The sequence below is a fragment of the Providencia sp. PROV150 genome (genome assembly GCF_028481025.1).
GTDB classification, from domain to species: domain Bacteria; phylum Pseudomonadota; class Gammaproteobacteria; order Enterobacterales; family Enterobacteriaceae; genus Providencia; species Providencia hangzhouensis.
Genome location: NZ_JAMPPJ010000008.1, coordinates 60178 through 81538, shown reverse-complemented (window position 1 = coordinate 81538; position 21361 = coordinate 60178). Strand labels below are relative to the sequence as shown.

The following is a 21361-nucleotide window of genomic DNA, read 5'->3' as shown; positions in this document are numbered from 1 at the left end:
GGTGTTGGTGTTGGTGTTGGTGTTGGTGTTGGTGTTGGTGTTGGTGTTGGTGTTGGTGTTGGTGTTGGTGTTGGTGTTGGTGTTGGTGTTGGTGTTGGTGTTGGTGTTGGTGTTGGTGTTGGTGTTGATCAGAAATAAAAAACAGTGCCGTATAAAATACAAGCACTGTTTTGATGTAATAATTAAGATTTACAGCCCGATTATTGGCCGTAAATATTTACACGATCACGTAATTCTTTACCTGGTTTAAAGTGAGGAACATATTTACCTTCTAGTTCCACTTTATCACCAGTTTTTGGGTTACGGCCAACGCGTGGAGCACGGTAGTGAAGAGAAAAACTGCCGAAACCACGGACTTCAATACGCTCACCGTTAGCTAACGTATCCGCCATATGCTCAAGAATTTCCTTTACAGCTTCCTCAACGGTTTTTGCTGAAAGATGAGACTGCTGGCTAGCCAGTCTTTCAATTAATTCAGACTTGGTCATAGTACCTCCCTAAACTACCGTTACAAAGGGGCAACGCTACTGTTGCCCCCACTTAATTATTCGCCTTTAGCTGCTTTGAAAGCTTCAGCCATAGCATTGTTGCCGAATGCTGTATCTTCTTGTTTGTTCACAGCTGCGACAGCGTCTTTCTCATCAGCTTCGTCTTTAGCGCGAACAGACAGGTTGATTACACGGTTTTTACGATCAACACCAGTGTATTTAGCTTCAACATCATCACCAACGTTCAGAACCAGTGTTGCATCTTCAACACGGTCACGTGAAGCTTCTGATGCACGCAGGTAACCTTCAACGCCCAGTGTCAGCTCAACAGTTGCACCTTTAGCATCAACTGCGATTACTTTACCAGTTACGATTGCGCCTTTCTTAGTTGCTGCTAAATAGTTATTGAATGGATCTTCAGCTAACTGTTTAACACCTAAAGAAATACGTTCACGCTCTGCGTCGACTTGCAGAACAACAGCTGCGATTTCATCACCTTTTTTGTATTCACGAACTGCTTCTTCGCCTGCAACGTTCCAGGAAATGTCAGACAGGTGAACCAGGCCATCGATGCCGCCGTCCAGACCGATGAAGATACCGAAGTCAGTGATAGACTTGATTTTACCTTCAACGCGGTCGCCTTTGTTGTGAGTTTCTGCGAATTGCTGCCATGGGTTAGATTTGCACTGTTTCAGGCCCAGTGAGATACGACGACGTTCTTCATCAATATCCAGAACCATAACTTCAACAACATCACCAACGTTAACAACTTTAGATGGGTGGATGTTTTTGTTAGTCCAATCCATTTCTGAAACGTGAACCAGACCTTCAACGCCTTCTTCGATTTCTACGAAGCAACCATAGTCAGTCAGGTTAGTAACGCGACCAGTCAGTTTAGTACCTTCTGGGTAACGTTTAGCGATTGCGACCCAAGGATCTTCGCCCAGTTGTTTCAGACCCAGAGAAACACGAGTGCGCTCACGGTCGAATTTCAGAACTTTAACATTGATTTCATCACCAACGTTGACGATTTCGCTTGGGTGTTTAACACGTTTCCAAGCCATGTCAGTGATATGCAGCAGGCCGTCAACACCGCCCAGATCAACGAATGCACCGTAGTCAGTAAGGTTCTTAACGATACCTTTAACTTCCATGCCTTCTTGCAGATTTTCCAGCAGTTGATCGCGCTCAGCGCTGCTTTCAGATTCAATTACAGCACGACGAGAAACAACAACGTTGTTGCGTTTCTGATCCAGCTTGATTACTTTGAACTCAAGCTCTTTGCCTTCCAAGTGAGTAGTATCACGAACTGGACGTACATCAACCAGTGAACCTGGTAAGAACGCACGAATACCGTTCAGCTCAACAGTGAAACCACCTTTAACTTTACCGTTGATAACACCAGTTACAGTTTCAGCTTCTTCGTAAGCTTTTTCCAGCATCAGCCATGCTTCATGACGTTTAGCTTTCTCACGAGACAGGATAGTTTCACCGAAACCATCTTCTACTGCATCCAGAGCTACATCGATTTCATCGCCAACTTGGATTTCTAGCTCACCCTGAGCATTTTTGAACTGTTCTACTGGGATAGCAGATTCTGATTTAAGACCTGCGTCAACAAGGACTACGTCTTTATCGATGGCAACAACAGTACCACGGACGATAGAACCAGGACGAGTTTCAATATTCTGCAGGGATTCTTCAAAGAGTTGAGCAAAAGATTCAGTCATATTAATGATCTTCAAGAGTTTTAAATTAACGTCCACTTAGCTTCCCGCCAAATGGGGTTGTTTCACATACCCCACAACATTCCATGTCGCAAGGTTGATGCTATGCTAATAATATAATCACATAGCGGTAACTGCGTATATTATCTAATTATAAGCTAAAATAAAGCCTATTATCACGATAATTGTAGAATTTTTTTTGCATAGGTGTGTGCTTTTTCAATAACTTCCTCAATAGACATACTTGTGGAATCCAGCACTAATGCGTCTTTCGCGGCAATAAGAGGTGCAACAGAGCGATTACGATCACGAAAATCCCGCTCTTCAATTTCGCTTAAAAGACGTTCAAAATTAACATCAAAACCTTTTTCTTGCAACTGCTTCATCCGCCGATGAGCCCGTTCTTCCGCGGAGGCATCAAGAAAAATTTTTACCGGTGCATCGGGAAAAACCACCGTTCCCATATCACGGCCATCAGCAATTAGCCCAGGATGGGTTCTAAATGCACGTTGGCGTCGGAGTAAAGCTTCACGTACGCGAGGAAAAGTGGCTGTTTGGGATGCAGTGTTTCCTACTGTTTCGGTTCTAATTTGATTCGAAACATCTTCCCCTTCCAGAATGACTTTCAGTACATTATCTTCAGGAACAAATTTCACATCTAAATTTGCAGCCAAAGGAACTAACGCATCTTCGGATTGGATATCAACATGGTGATGTAACGCAGCTAACGCTAATACACGATAAATCGCGCCAGAGTCTAAAAGTTGCCACCCAAACTCGTTTGCTAATGCTTGGCAAAGCGTACCTTTACCTGCTCCGCTTGGTCCATCAACGGTGATTACAGGGGCTATCGCCACCATAAAAAATCTCCTTTTCTGCAAATAGCCTAGCTACCCGCAATTAAAATCTGTGAAGGTATTATACCAATTCAGTAGATTTGTGAAATAAGCAGGTTCTGATGATTGCTAAAAAATAAGAAAAAGTTGATATTTGAATCGTAAAAATCAGGTTGATATCAAAGAAAATAATATCAACCCAATCAATAGATTAATGACTTAGACGTGCCAACTGTTCGAAGTAATCAGGAAAAGTTTTTGCAGTGCAGCCCGGATCCAAAATTGTTACTGGTGTATCTGATAATGCAACTAACGAAAAACACATTGCAATACGATGGTCGTTATAGGTTTCAATTTCAGCATGTTGTAATTTTTTCGGTGGAACAACACGAATATAATCATGCCCCTCTTCCACTTCAGCGCCAACTTTTCGTAACTCTGTCGCCATCGCATATAACCGGTCGGTCTCTTTTACCCGCCAGTTATAGATATTACGAATAACCGTTTCGCCTTCAGCAAACAGGGCAACCGTTCCAATGGTCATTGCCGCATCAGGGATCGCGTTCATGTCCATATCAATACCTGTCAATGTTCTGCGTTCACATTCAACGTAGTCATCACCCCAACGAATAGTCGCGCCCATTTTTTCTAATACGTTGGCAAATTTAGTGTCCCCTTGCAAACTATTGCGCCCAATTCCTGTTACACGCACTACGCCCCCCTTAATGGCGGCCGCAGCGAGGAAATAAGACGCTGATGAAGCATCACCTTCCACTAAATATTCGCCTGGTGATTGGTATTGTTGCTGCCCTTTGATAACGAAATATTCATATTGATGATTTTCGACATTAACACCGAACGTTTTCATTAATGCTAATGTGATATCAATGTAAGGTTTGGAGACTAACTCGCCAATAATTGTAATTGTTGTGTCTTGCTCTGCACGCGGTGCCGCCATTAACAGCGCAGTTAAAAACTGGCTAGAAACAGACCCATCGACTGAAATTTGGCCACCGATAAAACCACCTTTTAAACGTAATGGTGGGTAATTCTCTTGTTCCAAATATTCAATCTCTGCACCGCCTTCCCTCAGCGCATCAACCAAATGCCCAATTGGGCGCTCTTTCATGCGAGGCTCACCCGTTAAAATAATATTATTACGGCTTAGTGATAGTGCTGCAGTCAGTGGGCGCATTGCAGTTCCCGCATTGCCTAAAAAGATTTCTGTTTCATCTGGATGAGATAAATTTCCACCTAAACCTTCCACACGACAACGTGTTTTATCTTCAGACAATTGGTAGTTAACACCTAGCTGGCTTAATGCATTCAGCATATGGCGAATATCATCACTGTCCAATAAGTTAGTGAGTATGGTCGTTCCTTTAGCCATCGCTGCTAATAATAGTGCGCGGTTTGAGACACTTTTTGACCCTGGCAAATTAATTGTGCCGTTGATTGAAGAGATAGGTTGTAATGTCAGGGATTGCATAAAAAGCAGTTTCTCCAGTGAAGTTTTGCAAGTAAATAATATCTGGCTCCATTTTCTTTTAAGTCAAATAAGAAGAGCACAGATAACCGACTGAACATCCTATTTCAGTCGGCAAATCTCATTATTGAGCGTTATGGCGTTCGAAATCAGCCATAAAATCAACCAAAGCCTGTACACCAGCTAATGGCATCGCATTATAGATTGACGCACGCATACCACCAGCCACTTTATGGCCTTTTAGAGAAAGTAAGCCTTGCTCTTTGGCTTCTTCAATAAATTTCGCATCAAGTGCCGGGTTTTGCATTTGGAACGGTACGTTCATCCAAGAACGGTTTTCAACCGCAACACGGTTAATATAGAACTGGCTATCATCAATTGCATTGTAGAGTAATTGTGATTTTTCATAATTACGCTTAGCCATTTCTTGCAAACCACCTTGCTCTTTTAACCATTTGAAGACCATCCCCGCGAGATACCAAGCAAAGGTCGGTGGAGTATTAAACATTGAATCGTGTTTTGCTAATACCGTGTAATCAAATACAGATGGAGTCTGAGGCGAAGCTTTACCGAGCAGGTCTTCTCGAATAATAACGATAGTTAATCCAGCTGGCCCAATATTTTTTTGAGCTCCCGCATAAATTACACCATAACGGCTTACATCAATCGGTTTAGATAAGATAGAAGAGGAATAGTCAGCAACAATAATTTTATCTTCAGGGAAATCAGGTTCCTCATGAATAGCTAAGCCACCAATGGTTTCATTTGGGCAATAGTGAACATAAGCGGCATCATCACTTAATGGCCACTCTTTCATAGGTTTTAAACTAACAATGCCATCTTTTTCTTCAGTAATTTGAATTACATTAGGTGTACAGTATTTTTCAGCTTCTTTTGCTGCTGACTCTGACCAATAGCCGCTTACAATGTAGTCTGCGGTCGTTTTATCACCTAGTAAATTCATTGGTAACGTCGCAAAATGGGCTCGAGCTCCACCGTGACAAAATAAAACTTTATAGTTATCAGGGATGTTTAATAAATCACGTAAATTTTGCTCTGCTTCTGTTGCCACTTCGATAAAGTCTTTTCCGCGATGGCTAACTTCCATGACAGAAACGCCTAAACCCTTCCAATTACAAAACTCTTGTTCAGCACGACGCATGACTTCAACAGGTAGCATAGCTGGACCTGCACTGAAATTATAAACCTGACTCATTGACCTCACCCTATCCATCTTCAATTATGGTTAATAAAATTCACTCAGATAGTTAAAGTTGTACCACTCCAAGCCTTTAGCTGCAACGGTTATTGTCAGCAATCCCAAAAATGAAAGGGGGGTTATTTTTTGATAATGGGGAAAAGAATTTTGTTAATCTTGTCACACTCTCGACAAGCACCATTTTATGGAGAAATTAACAATAAATAAGCGATAATATCCCGAATTACATCATTGCGCTGTGTTTCGGGATATTCATTGAAATGTCTTTTATTGAAGATTAAAAATTAGCGAATAACTTTGCTTACGATTTCAATCGCTTCTTTTTCTATTTGGCGTAAATGCTCTTCTCCACGGAAGCTTTCACAATAAATTTTATACGCTTCTTCCGTGCCTGATGGCCTTGCTGCAAACCAGCCATAATCAGTCATGATTTTTAAACCACCAATTGGCGCATTATTACCGGGGGCTGCGGTTAAACGCTGTGTAATTTTATCTCCTGCCAATGTATCTGCTGCAACCATTTCCGGTGATAATTTACTTAGCTTCGCTTTTTCTTCGTGAGTAGCTTTCGCTTGAATACGGTTGTAAATCGGTGCCCCAAATTTTTTGGCGAGGTTATTATAACGCTGCTGCGGGTTTTCACCGGTAACCGCCGTAATTTCCGCGGCTAGTAAGCAAAGAATGATACCGTCTTTGTCTGTTGACCAAGGTGTGCCATCGAATTTTAAGAATGATGCCCCTGCACTTTCCTCACCGCCAAAACCTAGTTGTCCACTGAATAACCCATCAACGAACCATTTGAACCCTACAGGCACTTCAACTAATTCACGACCGATATCATTAACAACACGGTCAATCATCGCACTTGAGACAAGTGTTTTCCCTACCGCAACATTTTTTCCCCACTGAGGGCGGTGTTGGAATAGGTAGTCGATTGCCACAGCAAGATAGTGATTTGGGTTCATTAAACCATCGGGGGTAACAATGCCATGACGGTCATAGTCAGGGTCATTAGCGAAAGCTAAATCAAATTTTTCTTTCATCCCAAGCAAACCCGCCATTGCCCAACTTGATGAGCAATCCATACGGATAACACCATCATGATCCAAAGGCATAAAACGGAACGTTTGGTCTAATTGGTCATTTACAATTTCAATATCCAATTGATAATATTCAGCAATTTTTTTCCAGTATTCAATACCGGAACCGCCTAGTGGGTCAACACCAATTTTCAAACCAGACTTAGCAATCGCTTGCATATCAACAACTTCGCCTAATGCAGATACATAAGGCATAACCAAATCTTGCTGAATAACGTATTCACTCGCCATCGCTGTATCAAAATTGACTCTTTTAACCCCTTCCAGGTTATTGACTAGCAATTGGTTTGCATTTTTTTCAATAACAGAAGTTAAATCGGTATCAGCCGGCCCGCCATTCGCAGGGTTGTATTTAATACCGCCATCTTCAGGTGGGTTATGTGAAGGCGTAATCACAATGCCATCCGCAACATCTTGGTGTGATTGGTTATAACTTAAAATAGCGTGAGAGATAGCTGGAGTTGGCGTAAAACCATTATTTTCCTGAACAATTACATGAACTTGATTTGCCGCTAACACTTCAACCACTGTAATAAACGCCGCTTCTGATAACGCATGGGTGTCTTTCCCTACAAAACAAGGACCTGTTACACCTTGTTTTTTGCGTAAATCGGCAATTGCTTGTGCAATAGCTAATATGTGGTTTTCATTAAAATTTTTACGCAACGAACTACCACGATGCCCTGATGTACCAAACTTAACAGCTTGAGATGTATTACCGGGTTGTGGTTGCTGCGTATAATATTGAGCGGTTAATTGAGCGACATTGATCAAGTCACTTTGAAACGGAAGCTGCCCTGCACGTTCATGTATTGTCACTTGTTTTCTCCCAAAGCACTGATGCTTTGTTATCAACATCAGTGGCCTTTCAGTTTTTAAATAGTATTACAAACTTTTTCAATCACATTGGTTGGAAATTGCATTTCCTGCATGATCGCATCAACCATGCTACGTTTACGATTCGTATTCGTATTCGTGATCACCCAATAGGGTGTTCCTGGTATATGACGCGGCTTAGATTGCTTACCAGCTGCAAGTAATGTTTGTTCATCACCAGCAAAATAAATACGAGTTCGGCCATGCATTAACTCTGTTGCACTCGCAAAACGATTCGCATCTAAACTATATAAAGTAGACAAAATCAACATAAAGCGGTCAATCGCTTTACTTTTTTCTGCATAAGCGTCAGATAACAGAAGCTCTCTAATGACTCTAACAGGGTTTAATGCAACAGCAGGTGTACTCATCGCAGGTTCAGCCTTAATAACAGCATGTTCCTGACTAATTTCTTTTGCTTGTACTGGCTGCCCGGATTTGAAATTTAACATACGGCGCAAAATATCCGATGCACTTTCACCGATATGCTGTGTATGGCTCGCAATATAGCGGTAAAGCTCTTCATCAACTTCTATCGTTTTCATTTTTTCCCAGTACTTTTTTAACTAAAATTTGCGGTGTGATTATAAGACAGATTTAAAAAAAACAAAACAATTAAAATTTCAATAACTTAAAGTAAACATTATTCTAAGTTCAAAGATAATTCAGTGGGTTATCATGCCATGACTTCCAGTATTTTGCCTCAGTGATCAACTTCAATTTTCTGAAATTCATTGGCTAAGGATATTTTGATTATCGACTCATTGACTTACCTCAGCCAAAATCGCAGCTTATTTGACCATTTGGATTTTATTCATAGCCGTGACATGATAAGACCACATGTACCGCTGACGAATTGATCAAACAAATATGACTGTGTTACTTAACCATACTATCCATAAACCTGAAAATCCAATCTCAAATAGTCCTATTGTACTCATACATGGGTTATTTGGTGACCTCAATAACTTAGGTGTTTTAGGACGTAATCTACAACAATATTTCGATACGATTCAAATTGATGTTCGTAATCATGGTGACTCATTTCGTGATGAGCAAATGAGTTACCAACAAATGGCCCAAGATGTTATTACTCTAATAAAGTCTTTAGGTTACGAAAATGCTATTTTAATTGGTCACTCTATGGGCGGCAAAATCGCCATGGCGGCAACAGCAATAGCCCCTAATTTTATTAATAGTATCGTTGCTATTGATATGGCGCCTGTCGCTTACCAAGTCCGTCGTCATGATAAAATATTCGCGGCGCTTGATGCCGTTACAGCAAAAAATGCAAAAACTCGCCAAGAAGCTACTGTGATTATGCGTGATTACATTAATGAGGATGGCGTTATCCAATTTCTGCTTAAATCCTTTAAGCAAGGTGAGTGGAAATTTAATTTACCTGCCCTAAAAGCTAATTATGAAAGTATTATTGGTTGGGAAATAGTACCCGCCTGGAATAAACCCGTGCTGTTAATCCCAGGAGGAAATTCCCCTTATGTACAAGCTGAATATAAAGAACAAATCGCACAACAATTTCCGCAAGCCAAAGCGTGGGTTGTTGCTGATACAGGGCACTGGGTTCATGCAGAAAAACCAGACCATGTTTTAAGAGCCATTCATCGTTTTTTATCTATCCCTGAATAATTGTTCACATTTAAATATAGATATTGAAAAGATATATAACTTTTCAATATCTTTAAATATATTTGTAGTTAAATATAATTACTTTATTAATTACATAATAAGACTAACTTCAATACACAGCGAATTACAAACCCTGTATTATCCAAATTCTACTCCACCTTATTACTATCTAGTGCATATTTTATCAATGCAAATTTGGAATTAAAAATTCAAATAACTTAAGGAATTTATTAATATAGAAAATGGATAGTCTCAAATCAAAATCAACATTATACTTCATTAGTGTTATTGCTAAGTTATCAGGGCAAGTAAATCCTAAAGAACTAGAACAAACACTCAATCAATCTATTGGTTATAATGAAAAACTTAACATTATTAAATCGAAACATGCCATTCGCTGTAGGAATAAATATCAGAAGAATAAAAATGTAACTAAAATCGTATGCCCTGCTATTTTATATAATACCAAAGGAGAAGCCATTCTATTAGCTAACTGCAATCAAGAACAAGTACTCATTCAGCAATTTGGGAATACGCCGCCAGAGATATGGAGTATTGATGAGCTGAATCAACAATGGAATGGTCATTGGTTAGAAGTAAACCTTAAGCAGGGTCAATTTGACATTACCTGGTTCCAAGTTGAATTTATGAAATACAAACCTATTATTTTGTGGGTTTTATTCTTTTCATTTATATTACAAATACTCGCATTAGTTTCCCCTATTGTTATGCAAGTTATTATGGATAAAGTGCTCGTTCATAATAGCTTAGTCACATTGGACGTTTTAATTTTTGGGTTAATTATTGCGGCGTTAATAGAAGTGACATTGAAAGGGTTACGTGAGTATATTTATCATCACACTGTTAACCGCATTGATATGACACTTGGCTTGAAGCTGGTAAATCATTTACTGAGACTACCTATTCCCTTTTTTAAAAGCAGGCAAATAGGCGCAATTGTCACCCGAGTAAAAGAGCTCGAAACTATTCGTGAATTTTTAACCAGCAGCTTTTTTACTCTATGTGTCGATGTGCTATTTTTATTTGTATTTATTTTTGTGATGAATTTGATCTCCACAACACTCACAATAATATTTTTGTGTTCTATTCCTTTTTATCTTTTATTAGCTTGGTGGTTAACGCCTAAAATTGAATCTGCTGCACAACAACAGTTCACCAATATTGCCATCAATACCTCTTTTTTGACCGAAAGTATCAATGGGATCGAAACAGCCAAAAGCTTATCCGTCGAACCAAATTTCACTCGTCGCTGGGACGGCCAAACCGCTGATATGAGCCAAACTAACTTTGTATCAGGGCAAATAAGCTCCCGCTCTGAACATCTAGTGATGGCTATTGAAAAAATCACCAGTGCTATTGTTTTGTGGGTTGGTGCTTCTGAAGTTTTAGCATTGCAGATGACGATTGGCCAGCTTATTGCCTTTTACATGATGGTTAGCCACGCTAACCAGCCCCTCATCAAACTAACTAAACTATGGGGGGACTACATTCGAACCAGTGTCGCTATCGAAAAACTCTCCCAAATTATTAACTTACCTACCGAACAATCACAGCAAGAAAATAAGTTATCTCTTCAAGGGCATTTAAACCTAAAAAATATCTCGTTCCGCTACCAACCTAACATGCCATTTGTTCTAAAAAACTTTAATTTAAATATTAAAGCGGGAGAAACTATTGGTATTGTTGGGACATCAGGGTCAGGTAAGAGCACCCTCGCTAAATTATTACTACGGCTTTATACCCCTGAAAGTGGTGCTATTTTTGTGGATGGAACCCCCATGTCTGCGATTAACTTGCACTCCCTTAGACAACAAATTGGTATTGTTTTACAGGAAAATTTCTTATTCAGCCAATCTGTTTTTCACAATATCGCTCAAACCTCACCGGATGCCTCCATGGACGAAGTCGTTCATGCCGCCAAAATGGCGGGAGCACACGATTTTATTTTGAAATTACCAAAAGGTTACGACACCGTTCTTGCCGAGGGGGGAACATCACTTTCTGGCGGCCAACGCCAACGTATTGCTATTGCTAGAACACTGCTTTCCAACCCTAAAGTGATTATTTTTGATGAGGCAACTAGCGCTTTAGATGACGAATCCCAAGCCGTTATTCAAGAAAATATGCATATTATTGCAAAAGGAAGGACCATCATCACAATTGCTCACCGCCTATCAACTATTCGCCATCACCAGCGGATCATTGTGATGCAAAATGGTGAAATTATCGAGCAAGGTAGCCATCAGCAACTTATTGAACAAGGTAATTTTTATAAACATTTGTGGACTCTACAACAGTCTCTGAAATCAGACATGGACGTAAAATGAAACATCGATTAGACAAAAACCGTTATAACAGCTTTTTGCCTTCACACTTGGCGATATTAAAAACACCACCGTCTTACTTGGCACTATACGTCGCTATTTCTATTAGTGTAGGCGTTTTTTTTGCTGTGACTTGGTCATTTTTTGGTAAGTTGGATATTCAAGCAACCACGCAAGGTAAACTTATTGTTTCAGGACGAACACAGTTAATTCAAGCGTTTGAATTAAGTCGTTTAGAACATATTCATGTCACTGATGGGCAAGTAGTAAAACAAGGGGATCCTTTAATAACTGTCAATGTATTAGGTGTTGACCAAGATATCCTGAGTTTAAATTACCAACATAACTTCCATGTAGCCGAAATATTAATTTATCAAGCATTGATTTCACAACAGCCTATTGAGCAATTACCTTTATTTAACCAATTAACTGAACTAGAACAAAACAATACACGGGCTAGCTATCAAACACAAAAAATAGAATTTGATTCATTAATTAATGAACTTAATAATGAAATTCAATTAAATACTGTCAATCAGCAAGCTAGAAAAGACGAATTACTCACTATCAATTCCCTCATCGTAAACATCAAAAAGCGTCTCGATGCACACCATTCGTTAACTAAAAAGCAGTTGATCAGCCAGAAGGAATTTTTAGAACAAGAGCGAGAACTATTAATCGCTAAAAAAGAAAAAGTCACCAAATTATCTGAGCTTTCCATTCTGAAAAGCCAGTATCAAGCCTTAAATGAAAAGGTAGACAGAATTAAAGCCCAAAAAAACCAAGAGTGGGATGAAAAATACAAACAAGCTGACTTTAAGCGGGCTTCCCTTGAGCAAGAACTATTAAAAAATAAAGAAAGAAACCAATTAGAAATCATACGGGCTCCCGTTGATGGCACGATACAACAACTTGCTACACACACTATAGGTGCAGTGTTACAACCCGCACAGCAGTTAATGGCTATAGTACCTAATAATCATGTTCAACTAGCTGAAATTAAAATCTTAAATAAAGATATTGGTTTCATCCATGAAGGGTTAAGAGCAGAGGTGAAAATAGATGCTTTCCCTTACACTCGTTATGGCACAGTTGAAGGGGAAGTGATTTCCGTCTCTCGTGACAGTACTCTCGATGAAAATCTTGGATTAGTGTTCTTAGGGCAAATAGGTCTTAAGCAAAAAGAACTATTAGTTGATGGTGAGTCTATTGAGTTGACACCCGGTTTATCCATTGTGGCAGAAATAAAAACGGATAAACGCCGTATTATTGATTACTTACTTAGCCCAATCAATGAATACACCTCAAACGCGATGAGAGAAAAATAATCGATGGAACAGTTAAATAATCATGGCTTGGATGCCTTAGTTTGGGTGGCTAAATATTATCAAAACAATGTTTCATCTGACCAACTAAGACATGCTATTGGCATGCAAACTTTATCCCCTACTGAGTGGGAAATTAGAGAATGCGCACAGACATTGGGGTATGAAACCGAGCTTATTGCAGCACAATATACACAATTAAGTACGCTACCTTTGCCCGCTTTAATCTATATAAATGGTTTCTGGCAAGTGATTAGCCAAGAAAATGAATTGGTACTCATTAACCCAACTAATGATGAACGAGAACCTATTTATAATTCGATTGGGCATCAACAAGCTAAATTTGACGTATTACTCATTAAGGAGCAATTAGAGCCGGAGCAAAAAAAGGCCTTTGGCTTTAGCTGGTTTATTCCCTCTATTTTGCGACAACATGTTAAATTACGAAATATTTTTATTCTCTCGGCCATTATTCAGCTTTTCGCCTTAATTAGCCCGCTGTTGTTTCAAAATTTAATCGATAAAGTGTTAGTTGGCCGCAGCCTCTCAAATTTACACGTTATTGCATTGGCGATTTTTGCCATTGCTGTTGCAGAGCCGATATATGGTTTTATTCGTAATAAGATTTTTAGTCATAGTAGTAGCCAGATAAGCGCTGAATTATCAGGGAAAATTTATCGCCATTTAATGGCCTTACCTTTAAATTATTTTAAGCTAAGGCCAACAGGGAAAATTATCGCAAGGATCCGTGAATTAGCTCATATAAGGCAGTTTTTAACGGGCTCGACACTGATGCTATTCATTGACTTTATCTTTGTTATCCTTTTTGTCGCGGTTTTATTTTCCTACAGTAGTTTGATGGCTTGGATTTTATTGGGCTCTATGGGTGTATTCTTTGTTTTATGGATGATTTTAGGCCCAATCATTCGCCAACAAACTCAAAAATCTTACCAAGCCGATGAAAATGGTCTCACTTTTCTCACCGAAAGTATTACTGGGATTGAAACCATAAAAACGACAGCAACAGAAAAATACTTTAATCAATGCTGGAAAAAAATATTTAGCAAGCAGATAACTCAAAGCTTTAAAGTATCAATGCGCAGTGAAGTTGCCTCTCAGTTAATGACACTTGTGAGTAAAATAACTACCGCAATTCTTTTGTGGGTTGGTGTCAAAGAAGTATTAAACGGTGGGATTTCTCCTGGCGAATTAGTGGCATTTAATATGCTAAGCGCGCATGTTACACAACCTGTATTGCGATTTGCCCAGGTTTGGCAAGATTTCCAACATACCATCATTTCATTGCGTCGGGTGGGAGATATTCTTGATGAACCTGTAGAAAATGAACGTAAAGGGATTGCAAACACTTCAAATATTCACGGAAAAATCGAGTTTCAAAACATCCGCTTTCGTTATCAACCTGATACGCCTGAAGTTATCAATAATTTGTCATTAATGGTTAATTCTGGTGAATTTATTGGGATTACTGGCCCTTCTGGTTCTGGAAAAAGCACCTTAACGAAATTATTACAACGACTTTATGTACCACAACATGGGCAAGTTATTGTTGATGGCATGGATTTAGCTGTCGCAGATACTGTGTCATTACGCCGAAAAATGAGCGTTGTATTACAAGAAAGCACTTTATTCGTCGGTTCTATCGCAGAGAATATCCGTTTAAGCCACCCGCAAGCGACTAACGAACAAGTTATTCACGCAGCAAAATTAGCTGGAGCATATGACTTTATTATGGCATTGCCTGATAATTTTAATTATCTCTTATCAGAAAAAGGCTTGAACCTTTCAGGTGGTCAACGTCAAAGAATTGCACTTGCGCGCGCTTTACTCACCGAACCAGACATTTTAATTCTCGATGAAGCCACTTCTGCGCTCGATTACGAGTCGCAGGATGTGCAAATATTGATTAACGATTTATAGCTAGCAAAGCCGCACTACAAGCCAGCCAGCATTTTTGCGATTTGCTAATTTTTGAATATATTTAATGATTCTCCTCTATTTTGTGTCACAATTTCGGCACAGCTCGTCACAGTGACTAATCGCCATCCAGATGTGACTATCATCTATTTTGTAATAGGGTTTAAATTCCACATCTAACTTTGATAAAACCACTTTCCCTTATGTCAGGCTTAAAGCCATTATCACTAATAACCATAGTTACCCCCGCATTGCCTGTAATAATGTCAAAAACGCCATCAGTGGTATTCACGTTGACAATATTTGTTCCTGCGCATTGCGTTGACGACAAATAGACATTGTTAATTTCCTCAACATCACTCGCAAAGCCTGAGCCGACTACGTCACTATCAATACTAAGTGGGGAGTAGATTAAATCGATATTGACGCCTGACCCTCGACTATCCCTGCGCTTGGATTTTTTCTTCCCTGTCAGTGGAATGTTTTTATAAATTTCGCCATTCACAATTTTTAAGATGTGCTTTGAATCAGGTGTTACCCTCGGCTGCCCTGTAAAATCAACATAACCAACATTATTGCTTCCATCCGATAGCGCAATAGGCTCAAAAATATTCGCTTTATTGACGATACCATCAAAGCTATTTCTTGAAATTCTCCCTTGTATGTTGCTGACATGGTTTGCATCAGATTGATTCGGATCTCGAACTTCAATGTGATAATCACAATTAACACCATCAAAGGTATTGTCATCAATGATGAGTTTCTTCTTAATCCCTGCTGCATCTAACTTCGCCAATGTCGATAAAATCGCACTAGTGCCATTGAATACCTTATCTCCGACCTGATGAATTTCATTATCTTTGATAAAGGCGTCAATATTATCCCGATCTTCAATGAATGTGATACCTGCGGTGAACGTATCATCCAGTTTAATATTGATGATATTCCCATATATTCTTGCTTTCTTGTTACCTGCAGCAGAAATTAAACGAATAGGCAGTCCATCATAATTTGAAAGGTCAACATTTAATGTGTTTCCGTAAATATGAACATCGTTCAAATCGGATGGTTTTGTAAAATCAATCGCATCGTCCCCTGCAAACACGCCAATTCTGAAAACACCTGAAATTTCATTGTCAAAAACATTGAGATTTTTGACTGTTGATACACCTTGTGTCACAGGGAAGTTAATTCCTCGACATGTTTTATTGTTTAATTTAATGCGGTTGTTATGAATATAAACATCTTGGTAAGTGATATCTGTATCGCCCGCAATCACATTCGAATTATCAGGTAACATTGTTGCATCAATGTCGTTATCAAAAATATGAATGTTATTTCCTGCATTTTCACCATGAAAGTGGATAACCATATTGGCGTGAGATTCTTGTATGTCGTTACTGTAAATGAATACGTTATACGATGGTGTAACCCCCCCTGCAATCCCCCAAATCAGACCGCCATCAATTTGATAGGTTGCCGACGCAGGCATATTAACTTTGTTCTTTGATGCGTTATTACGAACAATAACATTACGGCTTTTGCAGATATCAATGGCGTGTTGGTCATGATTGCCAAAGTAGCACTGTTCAACAAGTAAACCATCACCATTACCAAACCCGATTAAATCACCCAATCCACGATGCTTGTTATGAGCTCCATCATCTAGGCCAATGTGGCGAATAATGATATTCCCATCAGCTGAATATAGAGTATTGACGTCATAATTCTTATTGCACATTAACACACCATCAGCTTCACGCTCATTATCAGGTCTTGTGATTAATGTTGAGAGCTTCCCTGCCCCTAGCAGCTCGACATTCGCAGGAATAATCAAGCAACTATAAGGATGAAAGGACTCCTTCATCGATATTAACGCTTTCCCTGCTGGAAAATAAACAACACCACCACCTGCTGCGCCAACGAAATCTAAAGCCATTTGAATAGATTTTGTATCATCCTTTGTTCCGTTCAGTTTCGCCCCAAAATCTCTAACATCAATGAATATAGATAGTTTTTGTGAAAGCGACTGCTCCAAATGAGAGATAATGCTTGTTCCAGTGGGTCTTTTTAAATCACTCCGTAAACTCGCATCACCAACACTCACCCAAGCACCTTTTCCGATTCCGCCAGTGGATTGTGGAGTTGAGCCAGCTGGAACTTGTTTAGGTAAATTACCATCCCATCGGTAATACTCACCTGTGGTCTCATCACGCAATATATGATTGCGTAATGTAATTTCGTTATTCGGTAAATCAGCACCCTGCTGGAAGCTATCGATAGTAATATAGCCAGCCGCGACGATAGCTGTATTCATGTCGACTTTGAATGTCTCGACTAATTCTTTGAACAACCACTCCATGCCCGCCGCTGTTAAATGGCAATTTCCAAAGCGGTCAATGTACTTATGCTCTAGCGATGTGGCCCATATATCTAATAATCCCGAGTTAAAGAAAAGGTCTTTGATATCACCACTTGGAGCTGGCTTTTGCGTTGGTTTAACTTCTCTCATGCTTATTTTTTCCAATAAAAAAGCCAGCTCTGATGGCTGGCTTGTTGGTTAATGATTGCTGTTATGCGTTATAGTCTGGTTTTGCGTCGAAATATTCGGTTGCGGTTATTGTGTAACGTTCACCACTGAGAGGGCGCTTATCGGTTATCACCCATTTGATGCTTTCAAGTTCAATTGATGTCGCTATCACATATCTAGAAGGGGATTGCTTCTGATATCCATCATAGAAATTTAGCTCGATATCTTCAGGTACACTTGCGATAAAGCCGAACTCAGTATCAATCCTAGGTTCTGCTTTAAACTTCTGCGTTGTGTAGCCCATAGAATCAGTGAGATATACCCACATTTCTTCATCAAATTTGATTTTCTCACTGGTTGTGAATACCTCTCCTTTTCGTTCAGTGATATATCCTGCTTGCTGGTTTGAGTCGTAGGTATCTGCTATCAAAACCATGTCTGACGGGTACACATTCCCGCCGTCTGCAAGGGTTGTCAGGCTGATACTTGTTCGCTGGTGAATAAGTCGATTAGCTTCGAGTAGTGTCCTGTCCATTGCTTGATAGCGATTTCTACAGCCCTGTAAGACAATCTTATTCGGCGTGCGTGATAAGCCCTCAGTAATGCCGTTTTCATCAACTCGAAAGCGGATGTAGTCTTTCTTATTGCGAACCGGTTCGACATACTCCAATTCAATCCCGTCATATCCCGATGGCATCGACATGTCATACGATATCTTCATGTCGTTACCTGTGATGTTTGACCGACTGAATGTGGTCATTGGGAATTCGCTGGACTGTTCGCGGGAAAAAGTAAGGACTGCATTATCGAAATAAGCAGTTACTCTCGCAGCATTACAGATAGTTTCGATGCGTTGCCCGAGGGAAATGTCTTCATCATCGAATGTGTAATCGAAATATCCCAATCTCTCATCAGGCAAACTATCGTATATTCGATAGAGACCGTCGATGTCGATATTCTTCTCACCTTCTCCAGCAGTAATCAGCCAAGTGTGCAGTACTGCATCAGCAAAGCTTCGTGATGGCCTGAGCGTGTAATCAACTTGCTTTGAAGCTCGGTCATATGAAATAACCATGCGCGTAGCCAGCAGATTGTATTTGCGCTCTCTTGCTCCCGTTGGCGCTTCAGTAGCCCTCACTGACACATTAACAATCGTGTCATTCTCAAAAACGACATTCTCACGAACTCGGACTATGTGAGCGTTTTCTATCTTCATCACGCTTTGGTCACTGCTGTTATTGCGCCGAGTGAGTTGTACAGCGTAACGCCCACGTCCTGAGTTAAGTGTCACCTTGTCGGTTTTGTAATAAACTCGCGCACCATTGTTAGCGCTCAGTGCAGTATTTAAGCTTTGTCGAGTGCCTGATATTTCCTCGTTATCCGTGTTTATCTTCCAGATTTCGACAGTTGCATTGCAGTTATCACCACCACCAAGTTGCGCTTGCAGGTGAATCCACATTTGGTCACCATCTACTGGAGAAAAGAACGGGCCCACTGTTAAAAACTGATTGTCATACAGAATGAATTTTGTCGTATTCACTACAGCATTCGGTGGAAGTTGAGCTAAATCAGTACCACTTAGGTTAGTAAAGAAGAATTCGTAATACTCGACAGGGGTTATCAAAGAACCGTCGTCACTAATTTTTGCGTCAACTAATTGAGCGTCAATTTTCACATCTTTAGTTACCGAACCCTGCGGCGTGTCGTAACTTACATTCACTGTCATTGAGATGGAGCGCGGTTTCGTAAGCTCATAGAAGTATTCAAACTCATCTTGCTTAACGATTTTTATCGCTGCTTCGCCACCTTTTATCTCACCTGAAACCACTTCGTTTGCTGTCGCTGTTTGCTGTGGGATGTCCTTGCTTTCGTTAGGCCCCGGTAATTCTTGCCCGTCAATATCGGGAAACTCAAAGCCTTCGTTAATCAGCGGGATAACTTCTTTCGGCCTATATATCTTGTAGCTAGCCCCCGCCATCGCCGTGAAATCAGACTCAGCAAATCGAATGCTTTCTGTTTTATATTCTCCAATGCCGATGTTTAGCCACTCAGTAACCGTTTTAAGGTTGTTGTTATACTCAAACATAGACTGCTGGATAAGGTCGGGAAAAGCCCTCACCTGACCGTGAATTTCTGGTCTTGCTTGATATGCTCGAGCAACGTTTGTTTGCCCTGTGAGTCGGTTATTCGGACTGTCTTTAACATTCGACTCAGCAGCAGAAAATGACGGCGTTTTCGGTGCAAGAAACGAGAATACTTTCGTTACAAGGTTAAACACTGGGTTTAAGATATCGCCGATAACCCCTTTCGGCTGGTCTAACGCTTGAATAAAGTGAGTCGGTGTTATCTCGAAATCTAACTCCTCATCTTCTTGCAGCTCACGACCGTTAACTAGAATGACAGCGTCACTATGCAACTGCTGATGCACTAGAAAATCGCTATAAAAAAAAGAGCCGACTGTTAAATCGACTCTTTCTTTAGGTGTTCCCGCTATTCGCTGAATTTCAACTATCGGCATATTTCATAAACTCCAATTTCGTGAACTTCTTCTCAAGCACAATGAGCCTATCCATGCGTACAGCTCCATTTTCGCCTCGGCTATGAAATGCATTACCATCAATAATTAAACCAATGTGAGCTGGCTGAGAGCCGCGATAGCCAATGAATATCCCGTCATCTACTGGATGGTCAGTACGTTGCCAGAATTCGACCTCATTCTCATAGCAAGTTACAAAATCATGGTCCGATTCGTAGCCAGCATCATGATGAATTTCGCTGTTGAGAACGTGGCGATAATACAGAACAACTAGCGCCCAACAATCACACGCCTCAAACGTACACGCCCGATTCTTCCACGGCTTGCCAATCATCTTGTTTATGAATTCATTTCTCGTCATTAAACAGTCTCCAAGCCTGTGAATTCTTCCATTGTGTAAATACGCCCAACGTTCTTATTCAGCGGGTTATTCATCGATAGTGTGACAGTTACCGATTCCGAATCGAGTGAACAGTCCTTCACGTACAGCGACCACTCGCTTATCGGGCTATCTTTGTCGGCTGAATCAAATAGCCTGAACGTTGCGATAATCGGCTTCATTCGAGTGTTTGACCGCCATAACTTGAGCTGCTGCTTAAAGTCCTGCGCCACTCGGCTAAACTTAACAGAAGCATCGATAATCGGCGTTTTGCTTTGCTGGCTTTCAGCAAGTTCAAAGTTACACGGCTGATACTCAACACCGCCCAATACCTTAGGCTCTATCTGTAAGCTGACTAAATGAATATTTCCGAATGATGGGTGATAGAACTGGATGGTTTCGTAGAATGTGCGCATTGGTCGTTGCGCTCTGTACTCTCTTAACTTCATTCGCCCTCCTTGCACCTAGGCAATCGCTCAGTGACGACAATATCTAGTAGACCCCAATCTCTCGGCTGTATCTCAACGATTAAATCGCCAAACTCGTCGTCTTCATTAAATAGCTTGCGGCAGATAACAGTACCGGTCCATTTAGTTGAGTTGCCATCGATAGACGTTTGCACAGGAAAGCTAGTGAAGTGTAACTCCTGCATTTGCTGACCAGAGCCACCGAGATTGATTGCTAATCGAAACCATCTATTGCAATTGTCTAGGTAATTAGGGCTTCTTAGCCACTGATTGAAAGCCCTATCTTCTGCCAGTGTAAATATCCACGTTAAGTTCCAAACTGTTTTTATGTCATCAGTTAATTTCTGGAATATAGGTGGGCCTACTTGCGGTTGGTCAGTTCGAAAGCCAGTATCAAACGTCATATTTTTATTGGCTTTTTGTGGTGGAGTTATCCATGATGGGTAGTCAATAATTTCGTCCATC

16 protein-coding genes are annotated in these 21361 nt (G+C 40.3%); 4 read left to right on the top strand and 12 right to left on the bottom strand.

Going from position 1 to position 21361, the window contains the following annotated elements; translation table 11 throughout:
- Positions 1-200: 200 nt before the first annotated feature.
- The 7 genes from ihfB to seqA form a co-directional block, all read right to left on the bottom strand.
- Entirely contained in the window at positions 201-488 is a 288-nt protein-coding gene (gene ihfB, locus PSE83_RS07990; RefSeq protein WP_004256221.1) for an integration host factor subunit beta, read from the bottom strand.
- Between the two features lie 56 nt (positions 489-544).
- Positions 545-2218, bottom strand: coding sequence for a 30S ribosomal protein S1 (gene rpsA / locus PSE83_RS07985; RefSeq protein ID WP_004909559.1), 1674 nt, complete (start codon positions 2216-2218; stop codon positions 545-547).
- A gap of 173 nt (positions 2219-2391) precedes the next feature.
- Positions 2392-3075, bottom strand: a complete 684-nt coding sequence (gene cmk, locus PSE83_RS07980) for a (d)CMP kinase (RefSeq protein ID WP_094960688.1) — start codon at positions 3073-3075, stop codon at positions 2392-2394.
- 187 nt (positions 3076-3262) lie between these two features.
- Complete coding sequence (aroA, locus tag PSE83_RS07975) at positions 3263-4540, bottom strand: 3-phosphoshikimate 1-carboxyvinyltransferase (RefSeq protein WP_036957912.1); 1278 nt, start codon at positions 4538-4540, stop codon at positions 3263-3265.
- 121 nt (positions 4541-4661) lie between these two features.
- Positions 4662-5753: a 3-phosphoserine/phosphohydroxythreonine transaminase gene (gene serC, locus PSE83_RS07970; RefSeq protein WP_036957913.1), complete on the bottom strand. Its 1092-nt coding sequence runs from the start codon at positions 5751-5753 to the stop codon at positions 4662-4664.
- Between the two features lie 287 nt (positions 5754-6040).
- Complete coding sequence (gene pgm, locus PSE83_RS07965) at positions 6041-7675, bottom strand: phosphoglucomutase (alpha-D-glucose-1,6-bisphosphate-dependent) (protein ID WP_036957914.1); 1635 nt, start codon at positions 7673-7675, stop codon at positions 6041-6043.
- Between the two features lie 56 nt (positions 7676-7731).
- On the bottom strand, positions 7732-8277 hold the full coding sequence (seqA, locus tag PSE83_RS07960) for a replication initiation negative regulator SeqA (RefSeq protein ID WP_004256238.1): 546 nt from the start codon (positions 8275-8277) through the stop codon (positions 7732-7734).
- Positions 8278-8602: 325 nt separating this feature from the next.
- On the opposite strand from seqA, the gene ybfF reads away from it, so the two are divergent.
- The 4 genes from ybfF to PSE83_RS07940 all read left to right on the top strand — a co-directional run bounded on the left by ybfF (position 8603) and on the right by PSE83_RS07940 (position 14987).
- Positions 8603-9379 (top strand): esterase, encoded by a 777-nt coding sequence (ybfF, locus tag PSE83_RS07955; RefSeq protein WP_004256243.1) that lies wholly within the window; start codon positions 8603-8605, stop codon positions 9377-9379.
- Between the two features lie 242 nt (positions 9380-9621).
- Complete coding sequence (locus PSE83_RS07950) at positions 9622-11727, top strand: peptidase domain-containing ABC transporter (RefSeq protein WP_094960684.1); 2106 nt, start codon at positions 9622-9624, stop codon at positions 11725-11727.
- Entirely contained in the window at positions 11724-13052 is a 1329-nt protein-coding gene (locus tag PSE83_RS07945) for an HlyD family type I secretion periplasmic adaptor subunit (RefSeq protein WP_004256250.1), read from the top strand. The genes PSE83_RS07950 and PSE83_RS07945 overlap by 4 nt, the downstream gene beginning before the upstream one ends.
- 3 nt (positions 13053-13055) lie before the next feature.
- Positions 13056-14987, top strand: a complete 1932-nt coding sequence (locus tag PSE83_RS07940) for a type I secretion system permease/ATPase (protein WP_272660793.1) — start codon at positions 13056-13058, stop codon at positions 14985-14987.
- 160 nt (positions 14988-15147) lie between these two features.
- On the opposite strand, the gene PSE83_RS07935 is transcribed toward PSE83_RS07940, so the two are convergent.
- The 5 genes from PSE83_RS07935 to PSE83_RS07915 form a co-directional block, all read right to left on the bottom strand.
- Entirely contained in the window at positions 15148-17496 is a 2349-nt protein-coding gene (locus tag PSE83_RS07935) for a glycosyl hydrolase family 28-related protein (RefSeq protein WP_272660792.1), read from the bottom strand.
- Positions 17497-17557: 61 nt separating this feature from the next.
- Positions 17558-20032, bottom strand: a complete 2475-nt coding sequence (locus PSE83_RS07930) for a host specificity factor TipJ family phage tail protein (protein WP_272660791.1) — start codon at positions 20030-20032, stop codon at positions 17558-17560.
- Positions 20019-20411 (bottom strand): NlpC/P60 family protein, encoded by a 393-nt coding sequence (locus tag PSE83_RS07925; protein WP_272660790.1) that lies wholly within the window; start codon positions 20409-20411, stop codon positions 20019-20021. The genes PSE83_RS07930 and PSE83_RS07925 overlap by 14 nt, the downstream gene beginning before the upstream one ends.
- Positions 20411-20878 carry a DUF1833 family protein gene (locus PSE83_RS07920; protein ID WP_267721911.1) on the bottom strand — a complete coding sequence of 156 codons (468 nt, stop codon included), beginning with the start codon at positions 20876-20878 and terminating at the stop codon, positions 20411-20413. The genes PSE83_RS07925 and PSE83_RS07920 overlap by 1 nt, the downstream gene beginning before the upstream one ends.
- Positions 20875-21360 carry a hypothetical protein gene (locus tag PSE83_RS07915; protein WP_272660788.1) on the bottom strand — a complete coding sequence of 162 codons (486 nt, stop codon included), beginning with the start codon at positions 21358-21360 and terminating at the stop codon, positions 20875-20877. The genes PSE83_RS07920 and PSE83_RS07915 overlap by 4 nt, the downstream gene beginning before the upstream one ends.
- Position 21361: the final 1 nt, after the last annotated feature.